The organism is Amycolatopsis sp. FU40 (assembly GCF_021903635.1).
Classification (GTDB): domain Bacteria; phylum Actinomycetota; class Actinomycetes; order Mycobacteriales; family Pseudonocardiaceae; genus Amycolatopsis; species Amycolatopsis dendrobii.
In genome coordinates, this window is record NZ_CP091381.1 from 7820394 (window position 1) to 7840599 (window position 20206).

The following is a 20206-nucleotide window of genomic DNA, read 5'->3' on the forward strand; positions in this document are numbered from 1 at the left end:
GTGGATAACTCAGGGCCATCGTGGGGACAACCCGGTGGCCGACCGGATGACGCCGGCTGGTGCCGGACGAGGTGAGTGGGTATGACGCTCGAAACGCTGTGGTTCGCGATCGTCGCGTTGTTCTGGCTGGGGTATCTCTTCCTCGAAGGATTCGACTTCGGCGTCGGGATGCTGCTGCCCGTGCTCGGGAAGACGAACACCGAGCGGCGCGTCCTCGTCAACACGATCGGGCCGGTTTGGGACGGCAACGAGGTCTGGCTGATCGTCGCGGCCGGTGCGACCTTCGCGGCGTTCCCCGGCTGGTACGCGTCGCTTTTCTCCGGCGCGTATCTCCCGCTGCTGCTCGTTCTGATCGCGCTCATCGGGCGCGGCGTCGCCTTCGAGTACCGCGGCAAGGTCGACTCCGAACGCTGGCGGCGCGTCTGGGACCGCGTGATCATCATCGGTTCCTGGATCCCGCCGCTGGGCGTCGGGTTGCTGCTCGCGACCACCGTGCTCGGCCTGCCGCTCGACGCGCAAGGCAACCGCGTCGGCTCGCCGTTCGAGTCGGTTCGGTGGGACACGCTGCTCGGCGCGGTCGCCATCGTCGGGTTCTCGCTCGTGCACGGCGCGGCGTTCCTTGCCCTCAAAACCAGCGGTGAACTGCGGGAACGTGCGCGCACTATCGCGCTGCGCATTCTCCCGGTCGGGCTGCTGCCGTTGGTCGCTTTCCTGGTGGTCGTCCAGGTCCGCGAAGGCAAACTGTGGACGCTCATCTCGCTGGTGATCGTCGTCCTCGCCGCGGCGGTGGCCTGGCTGCGGCTTTACGTCGACCGCGACGGGCAGGCGTTCGCCGCGCTCGCGGTCGTCATCACGGCCGCCGCGGTGACGTTCTTCGGCGCGCTCTACCCGAACGTCCTGCCGTCCACCCTCGACCCGGCGCACTCGCTGACCATCACGAACAGCGCAGTCAGCCACTACACGCTGACGGTGATGACCTGGGTCGGCGCGTTCGGCGCACCTGCTGTGCTGATCTATCAAGGCTGGACCTATTGGGTGTTCCGCAAGCGCATCGGCGTCCAGCACATCCCGGCGGTGCACGCACCATGACCGAGCTTCCCGGCCGCGCACCCCTTTCCGCCACGAGGTCCCCCATGGACCCAGCGCGGCCGGGCAAGGGTCCGCTCGGCGCGCTCTCGGCCTTGGGGCCGGCTGCGCGCCGAGCGCTGATCCTGGTCGCGGTGCTGTCGTTCGGGAACGCGGTTTTCCTTGTCGGACAAGCATTTCTGCTCGCGGACATCCTCGCGGACGTGGTCTCCCGGGGGCTGGGGGAAGGGGGCCGCACCGTTCAGCTGGCTGCTCTGTTCGCGCTCGTCGTGGGCCGCGCGGGCACCAGCTGGGCGGTGCGGGTTGTCTCCGCCCGCGCCGCCGCGACCGCGCAGCGCGACCTGCGCGCTCGCGTCCTCGACCACGCGTTGCGCCTCGGCCCGGAATGGCTCGCCCGGCGCGGCCACGGCGAACTCACGACTCTCGTGACCCGCGGCCTCGACGCACTCGATTCCTATTTCCGCGAGTACCTTCCCGCGCTCGTCACCGCCGCGGTCGTCCCGCTCGCGGCGGGCGCTGCGATCCTGTGGACAGACTGGCCGTCGGCGGTGATCATCGCCGCGACGGTCCCGTTGCTGCCGATGTTCGCTGTCCTGGTCGGAAAATTCACCGCCGACCGCGTTTCCGGCGCGACGGACGCGGTGCACCGGATGTCCGGGCTGCTGCTCGAACTGGTGCGGGCATTGCCAGTGCTCACCGCGTTCCGGCGGGCGGACGCACAGGCCGAAACCGTGCGGAAACTGTCGGACCGGCATCGTCGCGCGACGCTCAAGACATTGCGGGTCGCGTTCTCCTCGGCATTCGTGCTCGAACTCGCGGCGACGCTGTCGGTCGCCTTGGTGGCTGTCGTCATCGGCGTCCGGCTGGTCTCGGGATCGCTCCCGCTGGCGATCGGACTCGGCGTGCTGATCCTCGCTCCCGAGTGCTACCAGCCGATTCGCGCGGTCGGCGCGGCATTCCACGCGAGCGAGGACGGCGTGGAAGCGGTCCGCCGGGTGACCGCGGTCCTCGCGGAGCCGGTCCCGGCCGAAGGAACGCGGACCGCGCCCTGTGGATCGTTGGCTGTGTCCGACCTAAAAGTCGCCCGGCGCGGCGGATTCGCTCCCGACGGCGAGAGCTTCTCCGTCCGGCGCGGCCAGATCGTGTGGCTGCGCGCGCCGAGCGGTGGCGGTAAATCGACAACTCTGGCGACGCTGCTGGGCTTCGTGCCGTCTTATGACGGGTCGGTCATGGCTGGGGACGTCCCGCTCGCCGAAGCCGATCTCGAACGGTGGCGCGCCGGCATCGCGTGGGTCCCGCAGTCGCCGGTTTTCAGCGGTGGCACGGTACGGGAAGAACTTGCTGGTCCCGACGTCGATGCAGTGCTCAGCGAGCTGGGCTTGCACGGTCTCGCTGACCGCCCGGTCGACCGGCTTTCCCAAGGACAACGCCAGCGCGTCGCCGTAGCTCGGGCGTTGCTGCGCGTTCAGTCGGGCGCGTGGTTGCTGCTGCTGGACGAGCCGACCGCACACCTGGACGACGTCAACGCGCGGCGGGTCATGGACGCCGTCGAGCGAGCCGTCGACAACGGTGCGGCGGCGGTCATCGCCGCGCACGAACGTTCCGCCGCAGTCGCAGTTTCGGACTCGTCTCCGGCAGCGGTGGTTGAGTCCACTTCGGACACAGCCGATACTCGACCGCTTCCCTGGCGCATGCTGCTCGACCGACGGCTCTTCTCCGGCGCCCTGTTGGGTGCTCTGGCGCTTTTGGCCGGGATCGCACTCACCGCGACTTCTGGCTGGTTGATCGCCAAAGCGTCGTTGCAGCCGCCGATTCTGACCTTGACGGTCGCGGTCGTCGGGGTGCGGGCGTTCGGACTCGGCCGGGCCGGACTCCGGTATGTCGAACGGCTCGTGACGCACGACGCCGCCTTCCGGATCGCCGGACGGTTGCGCGTTCGGCTGTGGAATGCGTTGGTGCGCTTGGGGCCGGCGCGCAGTCTCGAAGCAGGGGAGAGCCAGCGGCGGCTGGTGACGGACGTCGACACGGTGCGGGATCTGCTGCCGCGAGTCGTGTCGCCGCCGATCGTGGTCGGGTTGGTCGCGGCCGGGGCCATCGTGGTCCAGACGTTGGTGCTGCCGTCGGCCGGTTTGGTGCTGGCCTTGACTGTGCTGGTCGGCTTGGCGGCACCGGCGGTGGCGTTGCGGTTGGAGCGACGGGCGACTTCGGCGCTCGCGGCTGGACGGCGTGACGTCGCGGCTCAGGTGCTGGTGCTGTTCTCGTCGGCGGCGGAACTGCTCGCTTATGGCCGGGCGGCTTCGCGTCGCCGCGACCTGGCTGCGACGGACACCCGATTGGCTGTGGATACCCGACGGCAGGCCTTCGGCGCGGGCGCGGCGGATGCACTGATCACGCTGGCGACCGGGGCGGCTGCGGTGATCAGCACGATGTTGGCGGCGGGGGCGGTCGGCCGGGGGGAGCTGGCAGGGGTGATGGCTCCTTTGCTGGCGTTGGTGCCGTTGGCGCTGGCGGAGGTGTTGGCGCTGTTGCCGCAGGCGGCGGTGCAGTGGGACACGCTGCGCGCGGCTCGGGTTCGGCTTGGCGCGGTGGTTGGCGAGTCGGAGGTTGGGCGTTCGCAGGACGCGGCTGGTTCTGCCGGGGGCTCGGGCGAAGCGGCAGGTCACGCGATTGCTGAACCGGTTGGCGAGGCGAGGCCCGCCGCCGCTCGGCCCGCGGATGAGCCGGATCTGGACCGGCCGGCCGCGGTTCGGCTGCGGGGTGCCGAGCTGGGGTGGCCCGGTGGCGAGGCGGTGCTGAAGGACGTCGATCTGAGCGTGCCGACCGGGGCTTATGTCGCGGTCGTCGGGCCGAGCGGGGCTGGGAAGTCGACGTTGGTGGCGGCCTTGCTGGGTTTCCTTCAGCCTCGCCGCGGCGAGGTCGTCGTGCCGGCGAAGGTGGCTTGGGCGCCGCAGGAGTCGATGCTCGTGTCGACCACTGTGGCGGAGAATCTGCGGCTCGCGGATCCGTTGGCGAAGACGTCCGATGTGCGGCGGGTGCTGGATCAGGCGCAGTTGCCGGAGCTGGATTTGGCGACGGTGCTCGACAGCGCCGGGGCCGGGCTGTCCGGCGGGCAGGCGCAGCGGGTGGCGTTGGCGCGCGCGTTGCTGGCGGCGCCGTCGGCGGAGTTGGTGTTGCTTGACGAGCCGACCTCGCATCTCGACGAGCCGATGGCACGGGCGTTGCGGGCGACGTTGCGTACAGAGCTTGCTGGACGGACGGTTGTGCACGTAACGCACAATGCGGATGAAGAGCTGCAAGCGGACATCGTTTTCGAGGTCCGGGACGGACGCGTCGTGCGGCGGGCGTCGCCGCGGGTGGCGGCGTGACGGAGGGTTGTTGGTGACGGTCACGATTTCGGGTCTGGGGCAGGGCTCCGCGCTAAGGTCGGAGTTGCTCATGGACCCGACACTCGCCGCGCGTGCCCTATCCGCGGCCACGGAGATCACCAGCACCGCGCTGTCCGGGGACGACCCGGAGGGGGTGCTGGAAACAGTCGTGGCCAGGGCCGTCGAGTTGGCGGACGCCGACCTTGGCCTGGCGATGGTCAGTGCTGATGACGGGCGTGTCGTGGTCGAGGCGGCGTATGGAGTCGACGGCTTTCTCGCCGAGGCGCCGACGGGCGACGTCGACGGCGGGCCGGTCGGGGAATTGCGCGGGCTGACGCTCGGGACGGATTCCGCAGCAGGCCAGGTCGCGCGCGGCAGCGAGCCGATCGCGGCGGAGGATTTCATCGTCGACCCGCGCACAGCACCGTATGTGCCGGACGAACTGCGTGGATACGGACCCTTCGCGGCCGCTCCGTTCGGCTCCGGCGGGCGAGTGCTCGGCGCGCTCACCGTGTACCGAAGGCAAGGTCGCGAGCCGTTTTCCGCGGGCACGGTCGAGATGCTCGCGGCGTTCGCGGCGCAGGCCGGGGTGGTGCTCGCGCTGGCGGAGGGTGCGAACGCGCGGCATCGCGTGACCCTCTACCAAGAGCGCGAACGCATCGCCCGCGAGCTGCACGATGTGATCGTCCAACGGCTTTACGGCACCGGCATGCAGTTGGACCGGGTCCGCCGCAACATGCGGAAACGCTTCGCACAGGCCGACGGGGCCCGGCTGTCCGACGCGATCGACCAGCTGGACCAGACCATCGAGGAAATCCGCGGCACCGTACGCGCGCTGCGCTCGCCCGAGCCGCGCCACGACCCCGGCAGCCCGACCGACCTCGCCGAATCCGCGCGCGGCGAAGTGCGCATCGCCGGCGAACTGCTCGGGTATCCGCCGACCCTGGAGCTGTCCGGCGAGTTCGCCGACATCCCGGCCGAACGGGCCGACCACATCCGTGCCGCACTGCGCGAGGCACTGTCCAATGTGGTCCGTCACTCCGGTGCGAGCGAAACCCGCGTGACGCTGACCCGCGACTCCGAGGGAGTGAAGCTTCGCGTGCGCGACAACGGCTCCGGGGTTCCGCAAGGGGTCGCGACCCGGGGGCTTCGGCATCTCGCCGAACGTGCTGATGCTGCTGGTGGCCGGTTTTTCCTCAATTCTTCGCCGAGTTTGGGGACGTTGGTCGCGTTTGACCTGCCGCTTGAGTGAGGCGCGGTCGCCGAGCTGAACCCTGCGGCAGGAACGGCACGGCTGATCGCGGTCCTGAACGCCCGCATGAGCTTCGGCGACAGTGTTCGGTGGTTGTGTTGCTGGGCAAGGGTTTCAGCGGTTGCGCTGCGACGGTTGGCACCGCGGGTGATTGCGGCGCAGCGATCGATGGCAAGCCAGTGAGGCCACGACGCCGAAGTTGCGGCGCGCAGACCCACCTCGCAGGCACTCACGCATACGTCCGCCATCGCGCCGCGACAGTCCACACTGCGTGCCGCAGTAGCCGCGTTGCGGTGGTCGGCGAACGCAGTCGCCTTGCCAAGGTCGGCACGACAGTCGCGTTGCTGTGGCTGGCGAGGCAGGTGCGTTGCCACGGCCTGCACGACAGTCGCGTTGCGGTGGTCGGTGAGGCAGGTGCGTTGCCACGGCCTGCACGACAGTCGCGTTGCGGTGGTCGGTGAGGCAGGTGCGTTGCCACGCCCTGCGGGACAGGCGCGTTGCGGTGGTCGGCGAACGCAGTCGCCTTGCCAAGGTCGGCACGACAGTCGCGTTGCTGTGGCTGGCGAGGCAGAGGCGTTGCCACGGCCTGCGGGACGTGCGCGTTGCCAGGACCTGCCCGGCAGGTGCGTTGCCATGATCGGCGAGACAGGAGCGTTGCCGTGGTCGGCAACACCGGAGCATTGTCATGGTCGACAAGGCAGATGCGTTGCCGTGGCTGGCCGGACAGCCGCCTTGCCGGGGCCTGCACGGCGGGTGCGTTGCCGTGGCTGCAAGGAAATACTCGCCCTGCCTGAGCCCGGCAGTGGCAGTTACCGCGCCGCGCGCGCACGTCGCGGTAACCACGTCGCACCGAGTTGCCGTTGTCTTGGACTCGTTGCGTCAGCCGGGCAGCATGGCGCGGCTCTGCACTGTGTGGCGCTGCACTGTGTCGTCGACCCCGCGTTGCGGCGACCTAGTGCCGTGCGACCTAGTGCTGTGCGGAATCGCCACGTCCGCCTACTGCCATTTCGAGCCACCTCGAACCAGTTGCCTCGCACCGTCGTCGCGAATCCGCCGCCTCGGATCGCAGTGGACGTACTGCGTCTGCGTTGTCCTGAATCGCTCGCAGCAAACACGCTGTATCAACCTCGCGCCGCTGTGAACCCACCGCTGTGAACACACCGCGCACCAAGAGATTCAGCCTTCACGAGTCATCGAACACGCTCCTTCCTCGAATTCTCTCGCCCTGCCACCGAGCCGTTCCCCATGGTAGCGAAGAATCGAACATCCATTCGGCACTCAATTGGGTGAACCAATCTGCGGAAGTCGGCTACCCACAGCTCTGTCTTGGACGCCGAGAACCCCGTCCGCAGCAACGCGGGCGGGGTTCGGGCACGAAATCAGCAGGGGTCAGTCGCGGTTAGCGAAGAAAGCGCGAATATCGGCGGCGAGGAGGCCCGGGCGTTCCATCGCCGCGAAGTGACCGCCTTCCTCGAAGCGGTTCCAGTGCACGATGTTGGTGTTGTCGCGTTCGGCGAAGGTCTTGATGGTCTGGAAGTCGTCCTTGAACACCGCGACCCCGGTGCGCGCGTCGCTCACCCGCGGCTCGGCCTGTGCGCGGGCGTTCTCCAGGTAGCTGCGGCTCATCCCGGAAGCGGCGTTGGCGAACCAGTTCACGCTCACCTCCAGCAGGATCGTTTCCAGTGGTACGAGCGAGGTTCCGTTGCCGAAGGAGTTGAACAGCTCGCTGTAGGCGAGTAATCCGATCGGGGAGTCACTGAGGCCAACGGAAACCGTCTGGGGGCGCGAGGCGTTCATCGTGTTGTAGCCACCGACTGATTGAAACCATTGCATGTGTTCGAGGCCGGCGTAGTCGGCCGGTTCGAGGCGTTCGAACTCCGCCGGGTCGCCGGACGGGAACGAGAACAGCTGCAGGACGTGCAGGCCGAGGAAACCGTCCGGGTTCAGCAGGCCTAGTTCCCTGGCGACCATCGCGCCGTTGTCCGAGCCGTGGATTCCGTAGCTCTCGTACCCGAGGCCGCGCATCAGGCGGTCGTACGCGGCGGCGACGCGGGCGACTGTCCAGCCCGCTTCCGCGACGGGCTGGGAGAAGCCGTAGCCGGGCGCGTCGGGGACGACGACGTCGAAGGCGTCCTCGGCGCGGCCGCCGTGTGCGACCGGGTCGACGAGGCGGTCGATCAGGTCCAGGTAATCGACCGACGAACCGGGATAGGTGTGTGCGAGCAGCAGCGGCGTCGCACCGGGGTGGGCGGAGCGGACGTGGATGAAGTGGAACGTCTGGCCGTCGATCTCGGTGGTGAAGTGCGGGACGGAGTTGATCCGCGCTTCGGCGGCGCGCCAGTCGAAGGCCCGCCACGCTTCGAGCGCCGTCCGCAGGTAGGCGTTCGGGGTGCCGGCGTCCCAGTCGTCGGTCGGCGACGGCTGCGGCAGGCGGGTGCGGGCGAGGCGGTCGTGCAGGTCCGCGAGTTCGGCGTCGGTGATCTCGAGGGTGAAGGGGCGGAGGGCGAGGGAAGCGGTCGCGTTCGTCATGAGAAGAACACTAGGAGGCTATTAGGTAGGATCAGTTCCTAATAGAATAAGGAGTTTCGATGGCCGATCCGACGGCGCGGTTGCTGGCGCTGCTCGCTCTCTTGCAGACCGCCGCTGGGCGGAGCGGCAGGGAACTGTCGGAGCGCCTTGGCGTCTCGGCCCGCACGATCCGGAACGACGTCGAACGGCTGCGTGACCTGGGCTATCCCGTCGAGGCGACGCGCGGGAACGTAGGCGGCTACCGGCTGGGTTCAGGTGGGAAGCTGCCGCCGCTCCTGCTGGACGACGAGGAGGCGGTGGCGGTCACCGTCGGGCTGCGGGCCGCGGCGGGCATCTCCGGGATCGAGGAGGCCGGCACACGGGCGCTCGCGAAGCTCGAACAGGTCCTGCCGTCAAGGCTGCGTCCGACGGTCGACGCTCTCCGCTCGACGATCGACCGCGGTCCGGAGAACACCGGCACCGACGCGCCCGATCCGGAGGTCGACGGTGCCGTGCTGCAGGAGGTCGCGCGGGCGATCCGGCACGTCGAATGGTTCCGCTTCGACTACGCGGACGAGCTGCGGCTGGTCGAGCCGTATCGGTTGCTCAGCTGGCAACGGCGGTGGTACCTGGTCGCTCGCGACCCGCAGGACGGCAGTTGGGCGACCTACCGCGTCGACCTGATGCAGCCGCGGATGGCGACCCGCCGGCGGTTCGAGCCGAATCCGTTGCCTGGCGGGGATTACACCGCTTTCGCGATGCGCACGATCGCGGCGAGCGGGTGGATCGTGCACGCGCGGCTGCGCATCGACGCTCCGGCGGACCAGGTGCTGGCGCGGATCAACCCGACGGTCGGCGTCGTCGAACCCATCGACGAGCACCAGTGCGTGCTCGTCACCGGCGCGGACAGTTTGGACACCGTGGCTGTCTACATTGGAATGCTGATGATGGACTTCACCGTCGAATCGCCGCCGGAGCTGATCCCGCGGCTGCAGCTGCTGTCCGAACGCTACGGTCGGGCTGTCGCGGGCAGCTGATTCACTTGCCGCGCCGGGCGATCCACGCCGCGGCCTGGGTGCGGCGCTGCATGCCGAGCTTCGCGAGCACGGACGTCACGTAGTTCTTCACCGTTTTCTCGGCGAGGAAAAGACGTTCGGCTATCTCGCGGTTCGACAGCCCCTGTCCGATCAGCTCCAGGACGTCGCGCTCGCGGTCGGTGAGGGCGGCCAGTTCGTCGGTCGGCGGATGGCGCAGTTTGTCGAGCACGCGAGCGGTGCTGACCGGGTCGAGCAGCGACCGGCCGGCGGCGACCTCGCGGACCGCGTTCACCACGTCCTGGCCGCGAACCTGCTTGAGCAGATAACCCGAAGCACCCGCCATGATCGCGCCGACCATGGCTTCCTCGTCGTCGAACGCGGTGAGCATGAGGCAGGCAGGCGGATTCGGCTTGGACCGCAGTTCGCGGCAGAGCGTGATGCCGTCGCCGTCCCCGAGCCGGACATCGACGACCGCGACGTCCGGCTCGACGTGCATCGCCACCGCGAGTGCCTCCTCGACGCTCCCGGCCTCGGCGACCACTTCCAGGTCGGCCTCGTCGCTGAGCAGGTCGCGCAGGCCCCGCCGGACGAGTTCGTGGTCGTCTACTAGCAGCACCTGGATCGGCATATCTCCAGGTTACGGGCCGTGGGGCGGTTCGTCTGCCGGTGGTGCCGCACGACACCAGGAGTTACCGCTCGCAGGCGATTCCGTCGCCGTCGCGGTCCAGCCCGGGTCGGTAGCCCGGGTCGCCGCGGTGCAGCGGCGTGACGCCAGCGGCTTTCGCGGCCGCACAGTTTTTGTAATACGCACTGCTCGGCTGCTCAGGTTCCGGCGCGTCCTCAACCGGCGGGGGCGCGGCTTGTTCCGCCGTGCGCGGGTCGGGCGGCGGAGCGGGCGCTTCCTTCGGCGGAGTCGGCGTCGGAGTCGGGGTGGGCACCGGCGTCGGCGCGGTGATCACGCCTTTGCAGGGTTCCGCCCACAATCCCGTCGCAGCTTGCTGGGCCGCGTTCGCCGCGTTGCGCAGCGAATCGGAGATGACGCTGCCGGAAAGCCGCGCGTATCCGGCGGAGAGCGCCGCGGTCGCGTAGTCGGTGCCGTCGCTCAAGGCCAATGCGACGCCGTCGGCGGTGTCCGTGGTGATCTTCACCGCCGCGCTGGCGAGCTTGTTGTTCGCCCATGCTGTCGTTTCAGTTGCGTAGCAGTTGTTTCCGGTCGCCACTTCGAGACCGAGGATGTGCACGGTGCGATGGCTGCCGTCGGAACCGATCAGTTCGACGTTGGCGGCATCGGTGATTTTGTCCACGGTGTAAGTCACCGGTGCCGGCGTGACTGATGTGGTCGCCGAAGTCGTTGCCGGCGGCGGGGTGACCGGTGCGGCGACCGGCTCCGGCGTCGGTGCCGGCTTTCCGAAAACCGCGCCCAGAATGAAGAGAACCGCGAAGACGCTGAGGACGACCGTCAGCCAGGTCGGCAGTTTCAGCTTGGGACGCGACGGCGGCGCGGGCGTGGGATGCATTCGGAATTCCTCTTCCTGAGGCGGGTGCCGAATGGTGTTCGCAAAAGCGGCGGCAAGTGTTACGCAACAGGGCAGCAAGACTAAGAAGAAGTCACGGATCCGTCACGAAGGCGGCGTTTCCCGTTCCGGGTGTGACGATTCGGCAGCTTCTCGCGATGGTCAGGGGAACTGTCCAGGAGAAAGCGCATCCACGATGGCCGAGCTGATCGAACGACTGTCCCTGTCCTCGACCGGGCAGGTGCCCGCGAGCGGCACGGAATTCACCGCGCTCGACGTGAAGACGACCGGACTGCACCGCGGTCGCGTCCTGGAGGTCGCCGCGATCCGGTTCCGCGGGGACGGAACGTTCCTCGGCGAGTTCGCGACGGTCGTCGCCGCGGACGCGAGCCGGCGCAACCCGCACCGCATCACCGCGGCGGAACTGGCTGACGCGCCGGGCTTGGGCGACATCCTCAGCCCGGTATTCGATCTGTGCCGGGGCGCGGTCGTCGTGGCACCCGACCTGGCCTCGGTGGAAGGGCTCCTCACCGAGATCAGCCAGTTAGGCGTCCGCGTGCCCCGGCTGCCGGGGATCTCGCTCAAGGACACCGCGCAGGCGGTGTTGCCGCTGCCCAACTACCGTCTCGCCACCATCGCCCGCGCCTTCGGCATCGAGGACTTCCCTGGTTACCTCGCCGAGCCGGCCGCCCGGGCGTGCGCGCAGGCGATGATCGCGCTCGTCGGTACGCACGGGCTGCGGTTCGCGCAGCCGGTGCGTTTTCCGGAGCTGCCGCGGTACGCGTCCCAAGCGGCAGCCCTGCGCCGGTCGGCGGCCGGTGCGGAGAAGGGCTGGATGGCCGAGGCGGTGGACCGGGTTTCCGCGGCAGACGACGGGCCGGTCGCGCAGGCTTATCTCGACCTGCTCGCCGAAGCGGTCGGCGACCAATTCCTGACCGACGAGGAGGTCTGGGCGCTCGCCGACCTCGCGGCCGAAGCCGGGATGGCAGCGGCGGAGGTGCAGCGGATCCACACCGGCTTCGTCGCCGAACTGCGCCGGGTCGCGGAGGCCGACGGGGTGGTGACCTCCGCCGAGTACCGCGAACTGCGTCAGGTCGCGGACGCGCTCGGGGCGCTGCAAGTGGTGGTGGACCTCAAGGTCACCGCTACCGGCGACAAGCCGACGCGGGTACTGGTGCTCGGTACGACGGCGGACGCGGACCAGTTGCGCGCGCGGGTGCTGTCGGAAGGGTTCCAGCTCGCGAAGAACCTGACGGGCTCGGTCACGCATCTGGTGTACGACTCGGGCGTGCGCGAGTCCGAACCGCGGCTTTCCCGGGCGCTCGAACTCGGTGCGCACGTTGTGCGGCTGGACGAGGCCGTGGTGCTGTGGGGATTCGTTCCGGCCCCGCAGCCGAGGCACCAGAAGGTGCCGTCGAGCCGGGACCGGCTGATCGGGCGAGTGCTGATGGGACTCGGACTGGTCCTCATGGTCATCACGGTGGCCGCGATGTTCGGCGGCAGCGGGCTGGGGCCGGGGATCGTGCTGGCCGTTCTCGCGGTCGGTGCGCTGGTCGGCGGCTGGTACCTCGACGAGACGAAGCAGGCGGCGGCGAGGTCAGCGGGCTAGCGGAGGGAACCTCTTCTCGTTCCGGTCCACCTTCGCGTTCGCTGCTTCCAGCAGGTCGATCCCCAGTACGTCCGCGAGCCGGACCAGGTACAGCATGACGTCGGCGATTTCGTCCTGGACGTTGAACTCCTGGGCCGGGTCCGCGCGCCAGTCCGCGGCCTCCTCCGGGGTCAGCCACTGGAACAGGGCGATCAGCTCGCCTACTTCGCCGGACAGGGCCATTGTCAGGTTTTTCGGGGTGTGGAACGGTTCCCAGTCCCGGGCGGCGGCGAAGTCGCGGAGGCGCTGGGTGAGGTCGTCTAGGGTCACTGGACCTGATTATCACGCGCGGTGCTCACCTGGGGTGTCCGGGTTGGGCCGAAAAGAGTACGCCGTTGGCCCACACGCCGGTTACGGGCCATACGGCAGACTGTTCGCGTGAGCGTCCCCGACCCGGTCGAGTACACCGCCAAAATCGGCGCGGTTCTCGATACCGTGCGGCGGCTGCTCGACTCCGGCAGCCGCGCTGATCTCGCGCCGCTCGCCCGGCGGGCGGTGGACGACATCGTGGGCATGCTCGAGCAGCACGGTGCGCTCGCGGCGGACCTCGAAGTGCGGCTTGACCAGGCGGTCGCGTTGTACGCGCGGGCTTGCGCGGCTCGGCCGCCGGATCCGGAGCTGCTCGCGGACTGGGTGCTGGAAGCGGCGTTCAGCGGGCGCGCGGTCGCGGTGGCTGATTTCGCGGCGGCGCTCGGGGACGCCGGGCTCGCGCGGATGAAGTCCATTGTGGACGAAGTGTTGCGCGGCAAGCAGCCCGAAAAGGTCGAGATCGCGCAGCGGCTGCAGGAGGAAATCGCCGAGGCGAGCGGGGACGTGGACGGGCTGGTCGCCATTCTCGCGGCCAAACCGCCGCGGGTGGACGTCAGTCTCAAGATCGTCCGGGTGCTGCGGGCGGCCGGGCGGCACAGCGAGGCGATCGCGTACGCGGCGCGGGTCCTGACTCCGCAGCGGGCGGAGAAACCGCGGGCGGAGAAACCGCGGCGGAAGGAAGCGCCGCAAGCAGAGGCACCGCCAAAAGAAGAAGAGTCCATTCCGGAATACCGCGAACGGATCGAGCAGCTGATCGCGCAAAAAGACGCAGGCGCGTACCGGGAAGCGGCGCAGTGCCTCAAAAAACTGCGCGCGCTCCACAAACAAGCGGGCACGGCGGAGGAGTTCACCGGCTACGTCGCCGAGCTGGTGAACGTCCACCGCCGCAAAACCCGGTTGCTCGCGGAGATCCGGTCGGCCCGGATCGCGCTTCCGAAGGGCTAGAGCTCGGCCAAGGCGGCGCGGTAGGCGTCGAGGTCGTAGTCGAGCTGGTCTTCTTCCTCGGTTTCGGTCAGCTGTCCTTCGAGGACGGTCACCAGCCGGTCGAGGACGTCAGTGCGGGAAAGATCCTGCCGCAGCAGGTTCTGCGCGGCGGTCCACACTTCGGCGGGCTCGTCGTCCCACAGCTGGTCCACAATGGACGTCTCGAGGGCGAGCCGGAGGCCGTCCGCGCCGTCGAATTCTTCCGCGGCCAGCGATTCGTGGTACTCCGGGTGCGCGCCGATCACCAGCAGCCTGCGCTGTTCCGGGTCGCCGGGGTCGAGGTCGGTCAGTTCCTCGTCACCGATCACCGTGGACAGCTCGGGCACCGCGAACCGGCGGCGGGCCACCACTTCCAGCGCCTCGTCGGCGGATTCGGTGCCGTCGAGGTAGTCGCTGAAGTCCTCTTCCTCGTCGTCGTCCGAGAGGTACTCGCCGAGATACTCGGTGACTTCCTCCACCAACGCGGCCGTGGCGACCTCGGACAGTCCGGCGCGAGCCGCGGCCCAGCCCGCCCAGGACAGCACGACCGGTGCGACGGCGTCCTCGTCCTCCAGCTCGTATTCGCCGTCCAGCAAGGATTCCAGGAACCGCGCGAGCTTTTCCGGGCCGACGCGCAGCGGGTTCGCCGGTTCGGTGCGGCAGCCGTGATCCACCAGCAGGTTGGCGATTTCGCGGGCGGCGTCGGCGTCCGGCAGGTTCGTGTCCGCGAGGAACTGGGCGACCGCTTCTTCGCGCTGCGCGGCGGTCCATTCGGCGACCGGCGGAATCTCGGACGGCTCCGGGAGCGAACGCGCCCAGGTCAACGCGATCGCGTGGAACCGCGGGTAGTCCTCGCCGACGTCCGGCTCGTCCAGCGCGTCCGTGGCGGCGATCCCGGACACCAGCAGCCGGTGCGCGTCGGCGGGCTCGATTTTCTCCAGTACGACCAGTTCGCCGTCTTCCTCGACCTGCGAGCGCATTTCGGCGAGCACCTCGTGCGGCTCCTCGATGACCACGAGGTCGCGCACCCGGCCGTCCTCGGTGAAGTCCAGCAGCGTGAGCAGGCCGAGCGAGTGGTCGCCGCGGGAAAAGACGCACAGCAACGACGACTCGTCGCCGTAGACGTCCCCGGTGCGCCAGCATTCGCCGACGCTGACCTGCCCGACCTCGGCCGCCCACTCCGGCTCCGGGATGCCCCGGCCGAGCACGACGTCGAGCGCCTCGGCCGCCGCCGAACGCTCCTCTTCGGACTCCGCCAGCACCTTAAGCGCGGCCAGCAGTGCCGCCGCGCCGGGCGTGATCTTGCGCTGTGCGAACGCGATCAGCTCAAGTCCGAGCTGGCTTTCCGGTTCGTCCTCCACGACGACGTCCCGCCACTGCCCGACGACCTCGGAACCCAGCAGGTCGATGTCGAACGGACCGGGCTCGGCCGCGACCGCGGAGAAGTCCCGCAGCACGTCCTTGAACAGACCGTTGACGCTGGGGGCGGTGGGTAGGGAACTCTTCTTGCGCGCGCGGCTCACCGGACTCATGCCGCACATCTTGCCTGGACCCGAAGCTCAGGCCTCAGCTGGTCGGCTCCGCCGTGCTCCGTGCCTTCACGCGCCGTTCGCGCAGCGCGTCGTCGAAGTCGACGACGAACGCCCCCGCGGCCATCGCGACCAGCAGCGTCAATCCCAATACCGCGCCGACCCAGGTCAGGACGATAGTCAACATCGTGGCCTCCTTCGCAGGTCAAGTGCGACATCCTGCTGCTTTCAGGGTCGCTTGCGGACCCGGGAGCTGGTATCGGCCAAGTGGTTACGAAGACGCCAGCCGATCGGTCAATTACCCGGGCCTTGTGCAGAAGGAGACCAGTGAGGCGCGTGTGGGTGAAATCAGAGCTTCCGCAGTCGAACGCGGTTGATGGCGTGGTCGGCGTCCTTGCGGAGCACGAGAGTCGCACGTGGACGAGTCGGCTTGATGTTCTCCATCAGATTCGGCTCGTTGATGGTGCGCCACAGGTGCCGCGCTTCTTCGCGGGCCTCGTCGTCGGGCAGGCCGGCGAAGTGGTGGAAGTGCGAGGCGGGGTCGGCGAACGCGGTGTGCCGCAGTTTCAGGAATCGCTCGACGTACCAGTGTTCGATGTCGTCGATGTGCGCGTCGACGTAAATCGAGAAGTCGAACAGATCCGAGACGGTCAGGCTCGGGCCGGGCTGCAGGACGTTCAGCCCCTCGATGATGAGGATGTCCGGCCGCTCCACGACCTGTTCCTGGTCCGGGAGGATGTCGTAGGCCAGGTGCGAGTACACCGGCGCCGCCGCCCGTTCGGCCCCGGACTTCACCTCGGTGACGAACCGCAGCAGCGCGCGCCGGTCGTAGCTTTCCGGGAAACCCTTGCGGTGCATGATCCCGCGCCGGGTCAGCTCGGCACGCGAGTAGAGGAACCCATCGGTCGTCACGAGGTCGACGCGCGGGTGGTCGGGCCAGCGGGCGAGCAGGGTGCGCAGGATCCGGGCGGTGGTCGATTTGCCGACCGCGACGCTGCCCGCGATGCCGATCACGAACGGGGCTTTGGTGTTGCGGCAGTCCTCGCCGAGGAATGTCGTGGTGGCCTCGTACAGCTGTTGCCGGGCCTTCACCTGGAGGTTGATCAGCCGCGAAAGCGGCAGGTACACGTCGGCGACCTCGGCGAGATCGATTTGCTCCCCGAGCCCGCGGAGCCGGACCAGCTCGTCGGCGGTCAGCGGCAGCGGAGTGGAGCTGCGCAGCTCCCGCCACTGTTCCCGATGCAGCTCTACATAGGGGCTGAGTTCACGGACCCGTGGGGGCATCGCACACTCCTCGGCCGTCGCCTGCGCTGGCTCCGTCTGCGCTACTTCCGTAACGCCGTATCAACGGTAGGGCTTACCGCGCGTGAACGCGCTGTGATGTGATGCACGCACCCCGGACCGGGGCAGGTATTCGATCACCGAAGGTGACCGTTGGCCCCGAAAACTTCCTGCCACGCGGCGGCGACCTGCCGAGCGCACGTGGCCGGGGCCACGCCGCCGACGCCGGTGCCGAGCCCTGGCATCGCGATCGTCCGCACGGCTGAGGCGACCGGACCGGAATCGAGCTGTCCGCGCTGCCATTGCAGGAACACCGCGCGCGCCGCGAGATACGGGTGGACGGTGTCGGCGGGCAGCCGTTCGCCGGGCTCGCGCATGGTCGGCGCGCTGATCAGCCACGCCGGTTCGGATTCGCCGGTCGGGACGATCACCGACTCGCCGATCGGCAGCTCACCGCCGTAAGAAGCCAGGACCGCGCTGCGCACGTTTTGCTCGATGCCGGGGAACGCCCGCGCGTACACGGCGTCGATCCCGCCGCGCATCCAGCCGTAGGAGTTGGCCGGGCTGACGACCGCCTGGGCGGAGATGTCGAGCACCGAACCGCGGTGCACCCGGACGGAGCCGCCGAAGCCCGCCACGGCGGAGGTCCACGCCGCGGCCAGCGGTTCATCGACGGCGCACAGCACCAATTCCGGCGTTCGGGGAGAACCCGGCAAACCGGCTTCCCCGTGCCCGGCGTGTGTGCCTGAGTCGGCGGTCACCGTTCCAGCATGGCAAAAAACGCCACCCGGCGTAACCGGTTTAGCCACCGGCTGTCCGAGTGAAAAGCGCCACGCCCGTGGTCGCTAGCCTGACCTTCGTGTTGCGGATCGCGTATTTCGGCCCTCAGGGCACGTTCACCGAGCAGGCCGCCCGCGCGCTCGCGCCGGGCGAGGACCTGACCCCCTACGAGACCGTCCGGCTGGCGCTGCAAGCCGTCCGCGACGGAGCCGCGGACGCCGCGTGCGTGCCCATCGAGAACTCCGTCGAGGGCGTGGTGCCCACGACGCTCGACGGGCTCAGCGACGGGGACCCGCTCGTCGCCACGGCCGAGACGATCCTGCCCATCCACTTCAGCGTGCTCAAACGGCCGGGCAGCGGTGAAATCCGCACCGTCGCGAGCCATCCGCACGCGCTCGCGCAGGTGCGTGAATGGCTGGAGACGAACCTGCCGGACGCGACCCCGGTCGCCTCGTCGTCCACCGCGGCGGCGGCGGTCGGCGTGGTCGAGGGCGATTTCGACGCGGCAGTGTCCGCGCCGGTCGCGATCGAGCACTATCCGCTGGAGGAACTGGCGACCGGCGTCGCCGACGTCCGCGACGCGCAGACCCGGTTCCTGATGGTGCGCCGCCCCGGCGAACTGCCCGCACCCACCGGCGCCGACCGCACGTCGATCGTCGCGGCCGCGGTCAACCGCACCGGGACGCTGTCCGATCTGCTGGTCGAACTGGCCGGCCGCGGGATCAACCTGACCCGGATCGACGCCCGGCCGACCCGCAGCAACTTCGGCGAATACCGGTTCTTCATCGACTTCGAGGGCCATGTCGCCGAACCCCGGATCATCGACGCGATGACCGCTCTGCGCCGCCGCTGTCACCTGCGCTTTCTCGGTTCGCACCCGCGAGCGGACGAGGTCGCGGCCACCATCGAGGAGGGCGCGGGGAACCAGGATTTCCTCGACGCGCAGGCGTGGGTCGACGCGGTTTTGAAGGGAGAGGGCGCGTGAGGCTGCTGCTGGTCCGGCACGGGCAAACCGAAGGCAACGTCCGCCGCGCGCTGGACACCGCGTTGCCCGGTCCGCCGCTCACCGAACTGGGCCGCGAGCAGGCCGCGGCGCTCGCCGAACAGCTGAAGGCCGAGCCGATCGTGGCGGTGTACGCGTCGGAAGCGGTGCGTGCGCAGCAGACCGCGGCCCCGCTGGCCGAGGCGTTCGGGTTCGACGTGCAGGTGATCGAGGGCGTCAAGGAGGTCGACGCCGGCGATCTCGAGGGCACCACCGACATGGACTCGATCGGCGTCTACCTGCGCGTGGTGAAGGCCTGGACCGAAGGCGACCTCGAGGTCCCGATCCCCGGCGGCGAGACCGGTACGCAGGTGCGCGACCGGATGCTCGGCGCGGCGAACGAACTGCGCGCCAAGCACGAGGAAACCTCGCCGGACGGAGCGGTCGTGCTGGTCAGCCACGGCGGCGCGATCCGGCTCGCCGGAGAATGGCTGGCCTCGAACGTGCCCGCCGAACTGGCGAACGAGGCCTTGATCCCGAACACGAAGTTCGTCGAACTGGTAGCCAGGGACCACGGATGGGAGTGCCTCCGCTGGGTCGATACCCGCCTTTCGTGAGCGGTTGGTCACTCGTGCGGGGAAACGCTGCGTGAAGCCGGGTCCGGTGGGGAACTCACCGGATGCGGAGCAACCCCGTCCGGACCTGGCACGTCCTCCGGATGAAGGTTTCACCCAGTTAGGCGTTCACCAGCACAGCGAGGCGAGTGAGATGGCAAACACGAAGAAACCGTGGATTTCCCTGGTCTTCCTGTCCGCAGTGGGCGCGTCGGGGGCGCTGCTGCTTTCCGCGTGCGGCCAGGGCGCACCCGCCGCGAGCGGCCCGGCGAGTTCGGACACCCCGTCGAGCAGCCCGATGTCGTCGGCTTCGTCCGCCGCGTCGTCCGCTCCGTCTTCCGCGTCGTCGTCCGCCCCGAGCGGTGGCACGGCGCCGGCCGAGAAACCACCCGCTGACAACGGCCTGTGCAAGGCCGCCGACGTGTCCCTGTCCCTTGGCGGCGGCGACGCCGGCGCGGGCTCGGAGTACCGGTCGCTGCTGATCAAGAACACCAGCGGCAAGCCGTGCACCATCCAGGGCTTCCCTGGCGTGTCCTACGTCGGCGGCGAGAACGGCACCCAGATCGGCCAGCCCGCGCAGCGCGACGGCACCAAGGGCGCGCCGGTGAAGCTGGCTCCCGGCCAGACCGCCGCGGCCGACGTGCAGTTCGCCCAGGTGCGCAACTTCGACCCGGCGGCCTGCAAGCCGACGCCGGTCAAGGGCCTGCGCGTGTACCTGCCGCAGGAGACCGCGTCCAAGTTCGTGCCGCTCGACGGCCTCGGCTGCGCGGGCACGAACATCCCGGGCAAGCAACTCGGCGTGAAGACCGTGCACAAGGCCTGACGGAACGCTCTGCGCGTGGGGTCAGCCCCGCGCGCAGAGTTGTTCCACCTGGACGACCGCGGCCTGTCCGTCGCGGTTGTCGAAGCGGCTGCTGAGCACCATCTTGTTCACCGCGTCGAGGGCTTTGGCCAGCGGCTGGTAGTTGCCGTCGAAGGTCGCTGCCGCCTTGGCCAGCTCCATCGCGCCGGTGACGCGGTGCACCGAGTCGTCGGACATGCGGGTGAACTGCGCCGCGTCGACGCCGCCGGTGGTGTCCGGGATGTGCCCGGCGCGGGCGAACGCGGCGCAGGCGGCCGCGGCGTCGACATTCGCTCCGGCGCGCTGGCCGGACAGCCCCCACAGCAACCCGAGCAGGCATCCGCCGAGCACGAATCCGGCGACGGCGGCGATGACGAGCGGCCGGCGGGAGGCGGGCGGCGGTGATTCCAGCTCGGTGTCGCGGTCGTCGTCCGGCAGCGGCGGAGTGTCGAGAGCGGTCATCACGTACCTCCGGGCGGCCGGGGTGAGGTGCTATT

The 20206-nt window shown here is 69.3% G+C and carries 18 protein-coding genes; 9 read left to right on the top strand and 9 right to left on the bottom strand.

The features are described from left to right. Window positions 1–81: 81 nt before the first annotated feature. From cydB to L3Q65_RS36870, 3 genes are all read left to right on the top strand, one after another. Window positions 82–1089 carry a cytochrome d ubiquinol oxidase subunit II gene (cydB, locus tag L3Q65_RS36860; RefSeq protein ID WP_182893631.1) on the top strand — a complete coding sequence of 336 codons (1008 nt, stop codon included), beginning with the start codon at window positions 82–84 and terminating at the stop codon, window positions 1087–1089. A gap of 44 nt (window positions 1090–1133) precedes the next feature. Continuing rightward, window positions 1134–4451 carry a thiol reductant ABC exporter subunit CydD gene (gene cydD, locus L3Q65_RS36865; protein ID WP_237597738.1) on the top strand — a complete coding sequence of 1106 codons (3318 nt, stop codon included), beginning with the start codon at window positions 1134–1136 and terminating at the stop codon, window positions 4449–4451. Between the two features lie 70 nt (window positions 4452–4521). Continuing rightward, window positions 4522–5703, top strand: a complete 1182-nt coding sequence (locus L3Q65_RS36870) for a GAF domain-containing sensor histidine kinase (protein WP_182893633.1) — start codon at window positions 4522–4524, stop codon at window positions 5701–5703. Between the two features lie 1389 nt (window positions 5704–7092). On the opposite strand, the gene L3Q65_RS36875 is transcribed toward L3Q65_RS36870, so the two are convergent. After that, window positions 7093–8232, bottom strand: a complete 1140-nt coding sequence (locus L3Q65_RS36875) for an epoxide hydrolase family protein (RefSeq protein ID WP_237597739.1) — start codon at window positions 8230–8232, stop codon at window positions 7093–7095. Window positions 8233–8291: 59 nt separating this feature from the next. On the opposite strand from L3Q65_RS36875, the gene L3Q65_RS36880 reads away from it, so the two are divergent. Then, window positions 8292–9248 carry a YafY family protein gene (locus tag L3Q65_RS36880; protein ID WP_237597740.1) on the top strand — a complete coding sequence of 319 codons (957 nt, stop codon included), beginning with the start codon at window positions 8292–8294 and terminating at the stop codon, window positions 9246–9248. Window position 9249: 1 nt separating this feature from the next. On the opposite strand, the gene L3Q65_RS36885 is transcribed toward L3Q65_RS36880, so the two are convergent. After that, window positions 9250–9876: a response regulator transcription factor gene (locus tag L3Q65_RS36885; protein ID WP_009085782.1), complete on the bottom strand. Its 627-nt coding sequence runs from the start codon at window positions 9874–9876 to the stop codon at window positions 9250–9252. Window positions 9877–9937: 61 nt separating this feature from the next. Then, a complete protein-coding gene (locus L3Q65_RS36890; protein ID WP_182893636.1) occupies window positions 9938–10765 on the bottom strand; it encodes an excalibur calcium-binding domain-containing protein in 828 nt (275 codons plus the stop codon). 193 nt (window positions 10766–10958) lie between these two features. Between L3Q65_RS36890 and L3Q65_RS36895 the strand changes: the two genes are divergently transcribed. Next, the gene (locus tag L3Q65_RS36895; RefSeq protein WP_182893637.1) at window positions 10959–12371 is read left to right on the top strand and encodes a 3'-5' exonuclease; all 1413 of its coding nucleotides are present in this window, start codon (window positions 10959–10961) and stop codon (window positions 12369–12371) included. Here L3Q65_RS36895 and L3Q65_RS36900 read toward each other — a convergent pair. After that, entirely contained in the window at window positions 12360–12680 is a 321-nt protein-coding gene (locus tag L3Q65_RS36900; protein WP_182893638.1) for a nucleotide pyrophosphohydrolase, read from the bottom strand. The two genes, L3Q65_RS36895 and L3Q65_RS36900, sit on opposite strands and share 12 nt — an antisense overlap. A gap of 108 nt (window positions 12681–12788) precedes the next feature. Between L3Q65_RS36900 and L3Q65_RS36905 the strand changes: the two genes are divergently transcribed. Then, window positions 12789–13664 (top strand): hypothetical protein, encoded by an 876-nt coding sequence (locus L3Q65_RS36905; RefSeq protein ID WP_237597741.1) that lies wholly within the window; start codon window positions 12789–12791, stop codon window positions 13662–13664. On the opposite strand, the gene L3Q65_RS36910 is transcribed toward L3Q65_RS36905, so the two are convergent. The 4 genes from L3Q65_RS36910 to L3Q65_RS36925 all read right to left on the bottom strand — a co-directional run bounded on the left by L3Q65_RS36910 (window position 13661) and on the right by L3Q65_RS36925 (window position 17253). Further along, entirely contained in the window at window positions 13661–15214 is a 1554-nt protein-coding gene (locus L3Q65_RS36910) for a DUF1841 family protein (protein ID WP_237597742.1), read from the bottom strand. The two genes, L3Q65_RS36905 and L3Q65_RS36910, sit on opposite strands and share 4 nt — an antisense overlap. A 34-nt stretch (window positions 15215–15248) precedes the next feature. Beyond that, window positions 15249–15398 carry a hypothetical protein gene (locus L3Q65_RS36915; RefSeq protein ID WP_182893641.1) on the bottom strand — a complete coding sequence of 50 codons (150 nt, stop codon included), beginning with the start codon at window positions 15396–15398 and terminating at the stop codon, window positions 15249–15251. A gap of 161 nt (window positions 15399–15559) precedes the next feature. Beyond that, entirely contained in the window at window positions 15560–16495 is a 936-nt protein-coding gene (coaA, locus tag L3Q65_RS36920) for a type I pantothenate kinase (RefSeq protein WP_237597743.1), read from the bottom strand. A 134-nt stretch (window positions 16496–16629) separates the two neighbouring features. Further along, on the bottom strand, window positions 16630–17253 hold the full coding sequence (locus tag L3Q65_RS36925) for a macro domain-containing protein (RefSeq protein ID WP_182893643.1): 624 nt from the start codon (window positions 17251–17253) through the stop codon (window positions 16630–16632). A 98-nt stretch (window positions 17254–17351) separates the two neighbouring features. Here L3Q65_RS36925 and pheA point away from each other — a divergent pair, with 98 nt between their 5' ends. The 3 genes from pheA (at window position 17352) to L3Q65_RS36940 (ending at window position 19691) form a co-directional block, all read left to right on the top strand. Then, entirely contained in the window at window positions 17352–18257 is a 906-nt protein-coding gene (pheA, locus tag L3Q65_RS36930) for a prephenate dehydratase (RefSeq protein ID WP_182893644.1), read from the top strand. Next, on the top strand, window positions 18254–18871 hold the full coding sequence (locus L3Q65_RS36935) for a histidine phosphatase family protein (RefSeq protein WP_237597744.1): 618 nt from the start codon (window positions 18254–18256) through the stop codon (window positions 18869–18871). Before pheA ends, L3Q65_RS36935 begins: the two co-directional genes overlap by 4 nt. Window positions 18872–19022: 151 nt before the next feature. Further along, window positions 19023–19691, top strand: a complete 669-nt coding sequence (locus L3Q65_RS36940) for a DUF4232 domain-containing protein (protein WP_182893646.1) — start codon at window positions 19023–19025, stop codon at window positions 19689–19691. Between the two features lie 21 nt (window positions 19692–19712). Here the strand turns inward: L3Q65_RS36940 and L3Q65_RS36945 are convergent, their stop codons facing one another. After that, window positions 19713–20171: a hypothetical protein gene (locus L3Q65_RS36945; RefSeq protein WP_182893647.1), complete on the bottom strand. Its 459-nt coding sequence runs from the start codon at window positions 20169–20171 to the stop codon at window positions 19713–19715. Window positions 20172–20206: the final 35 nt, after the last annotated feature.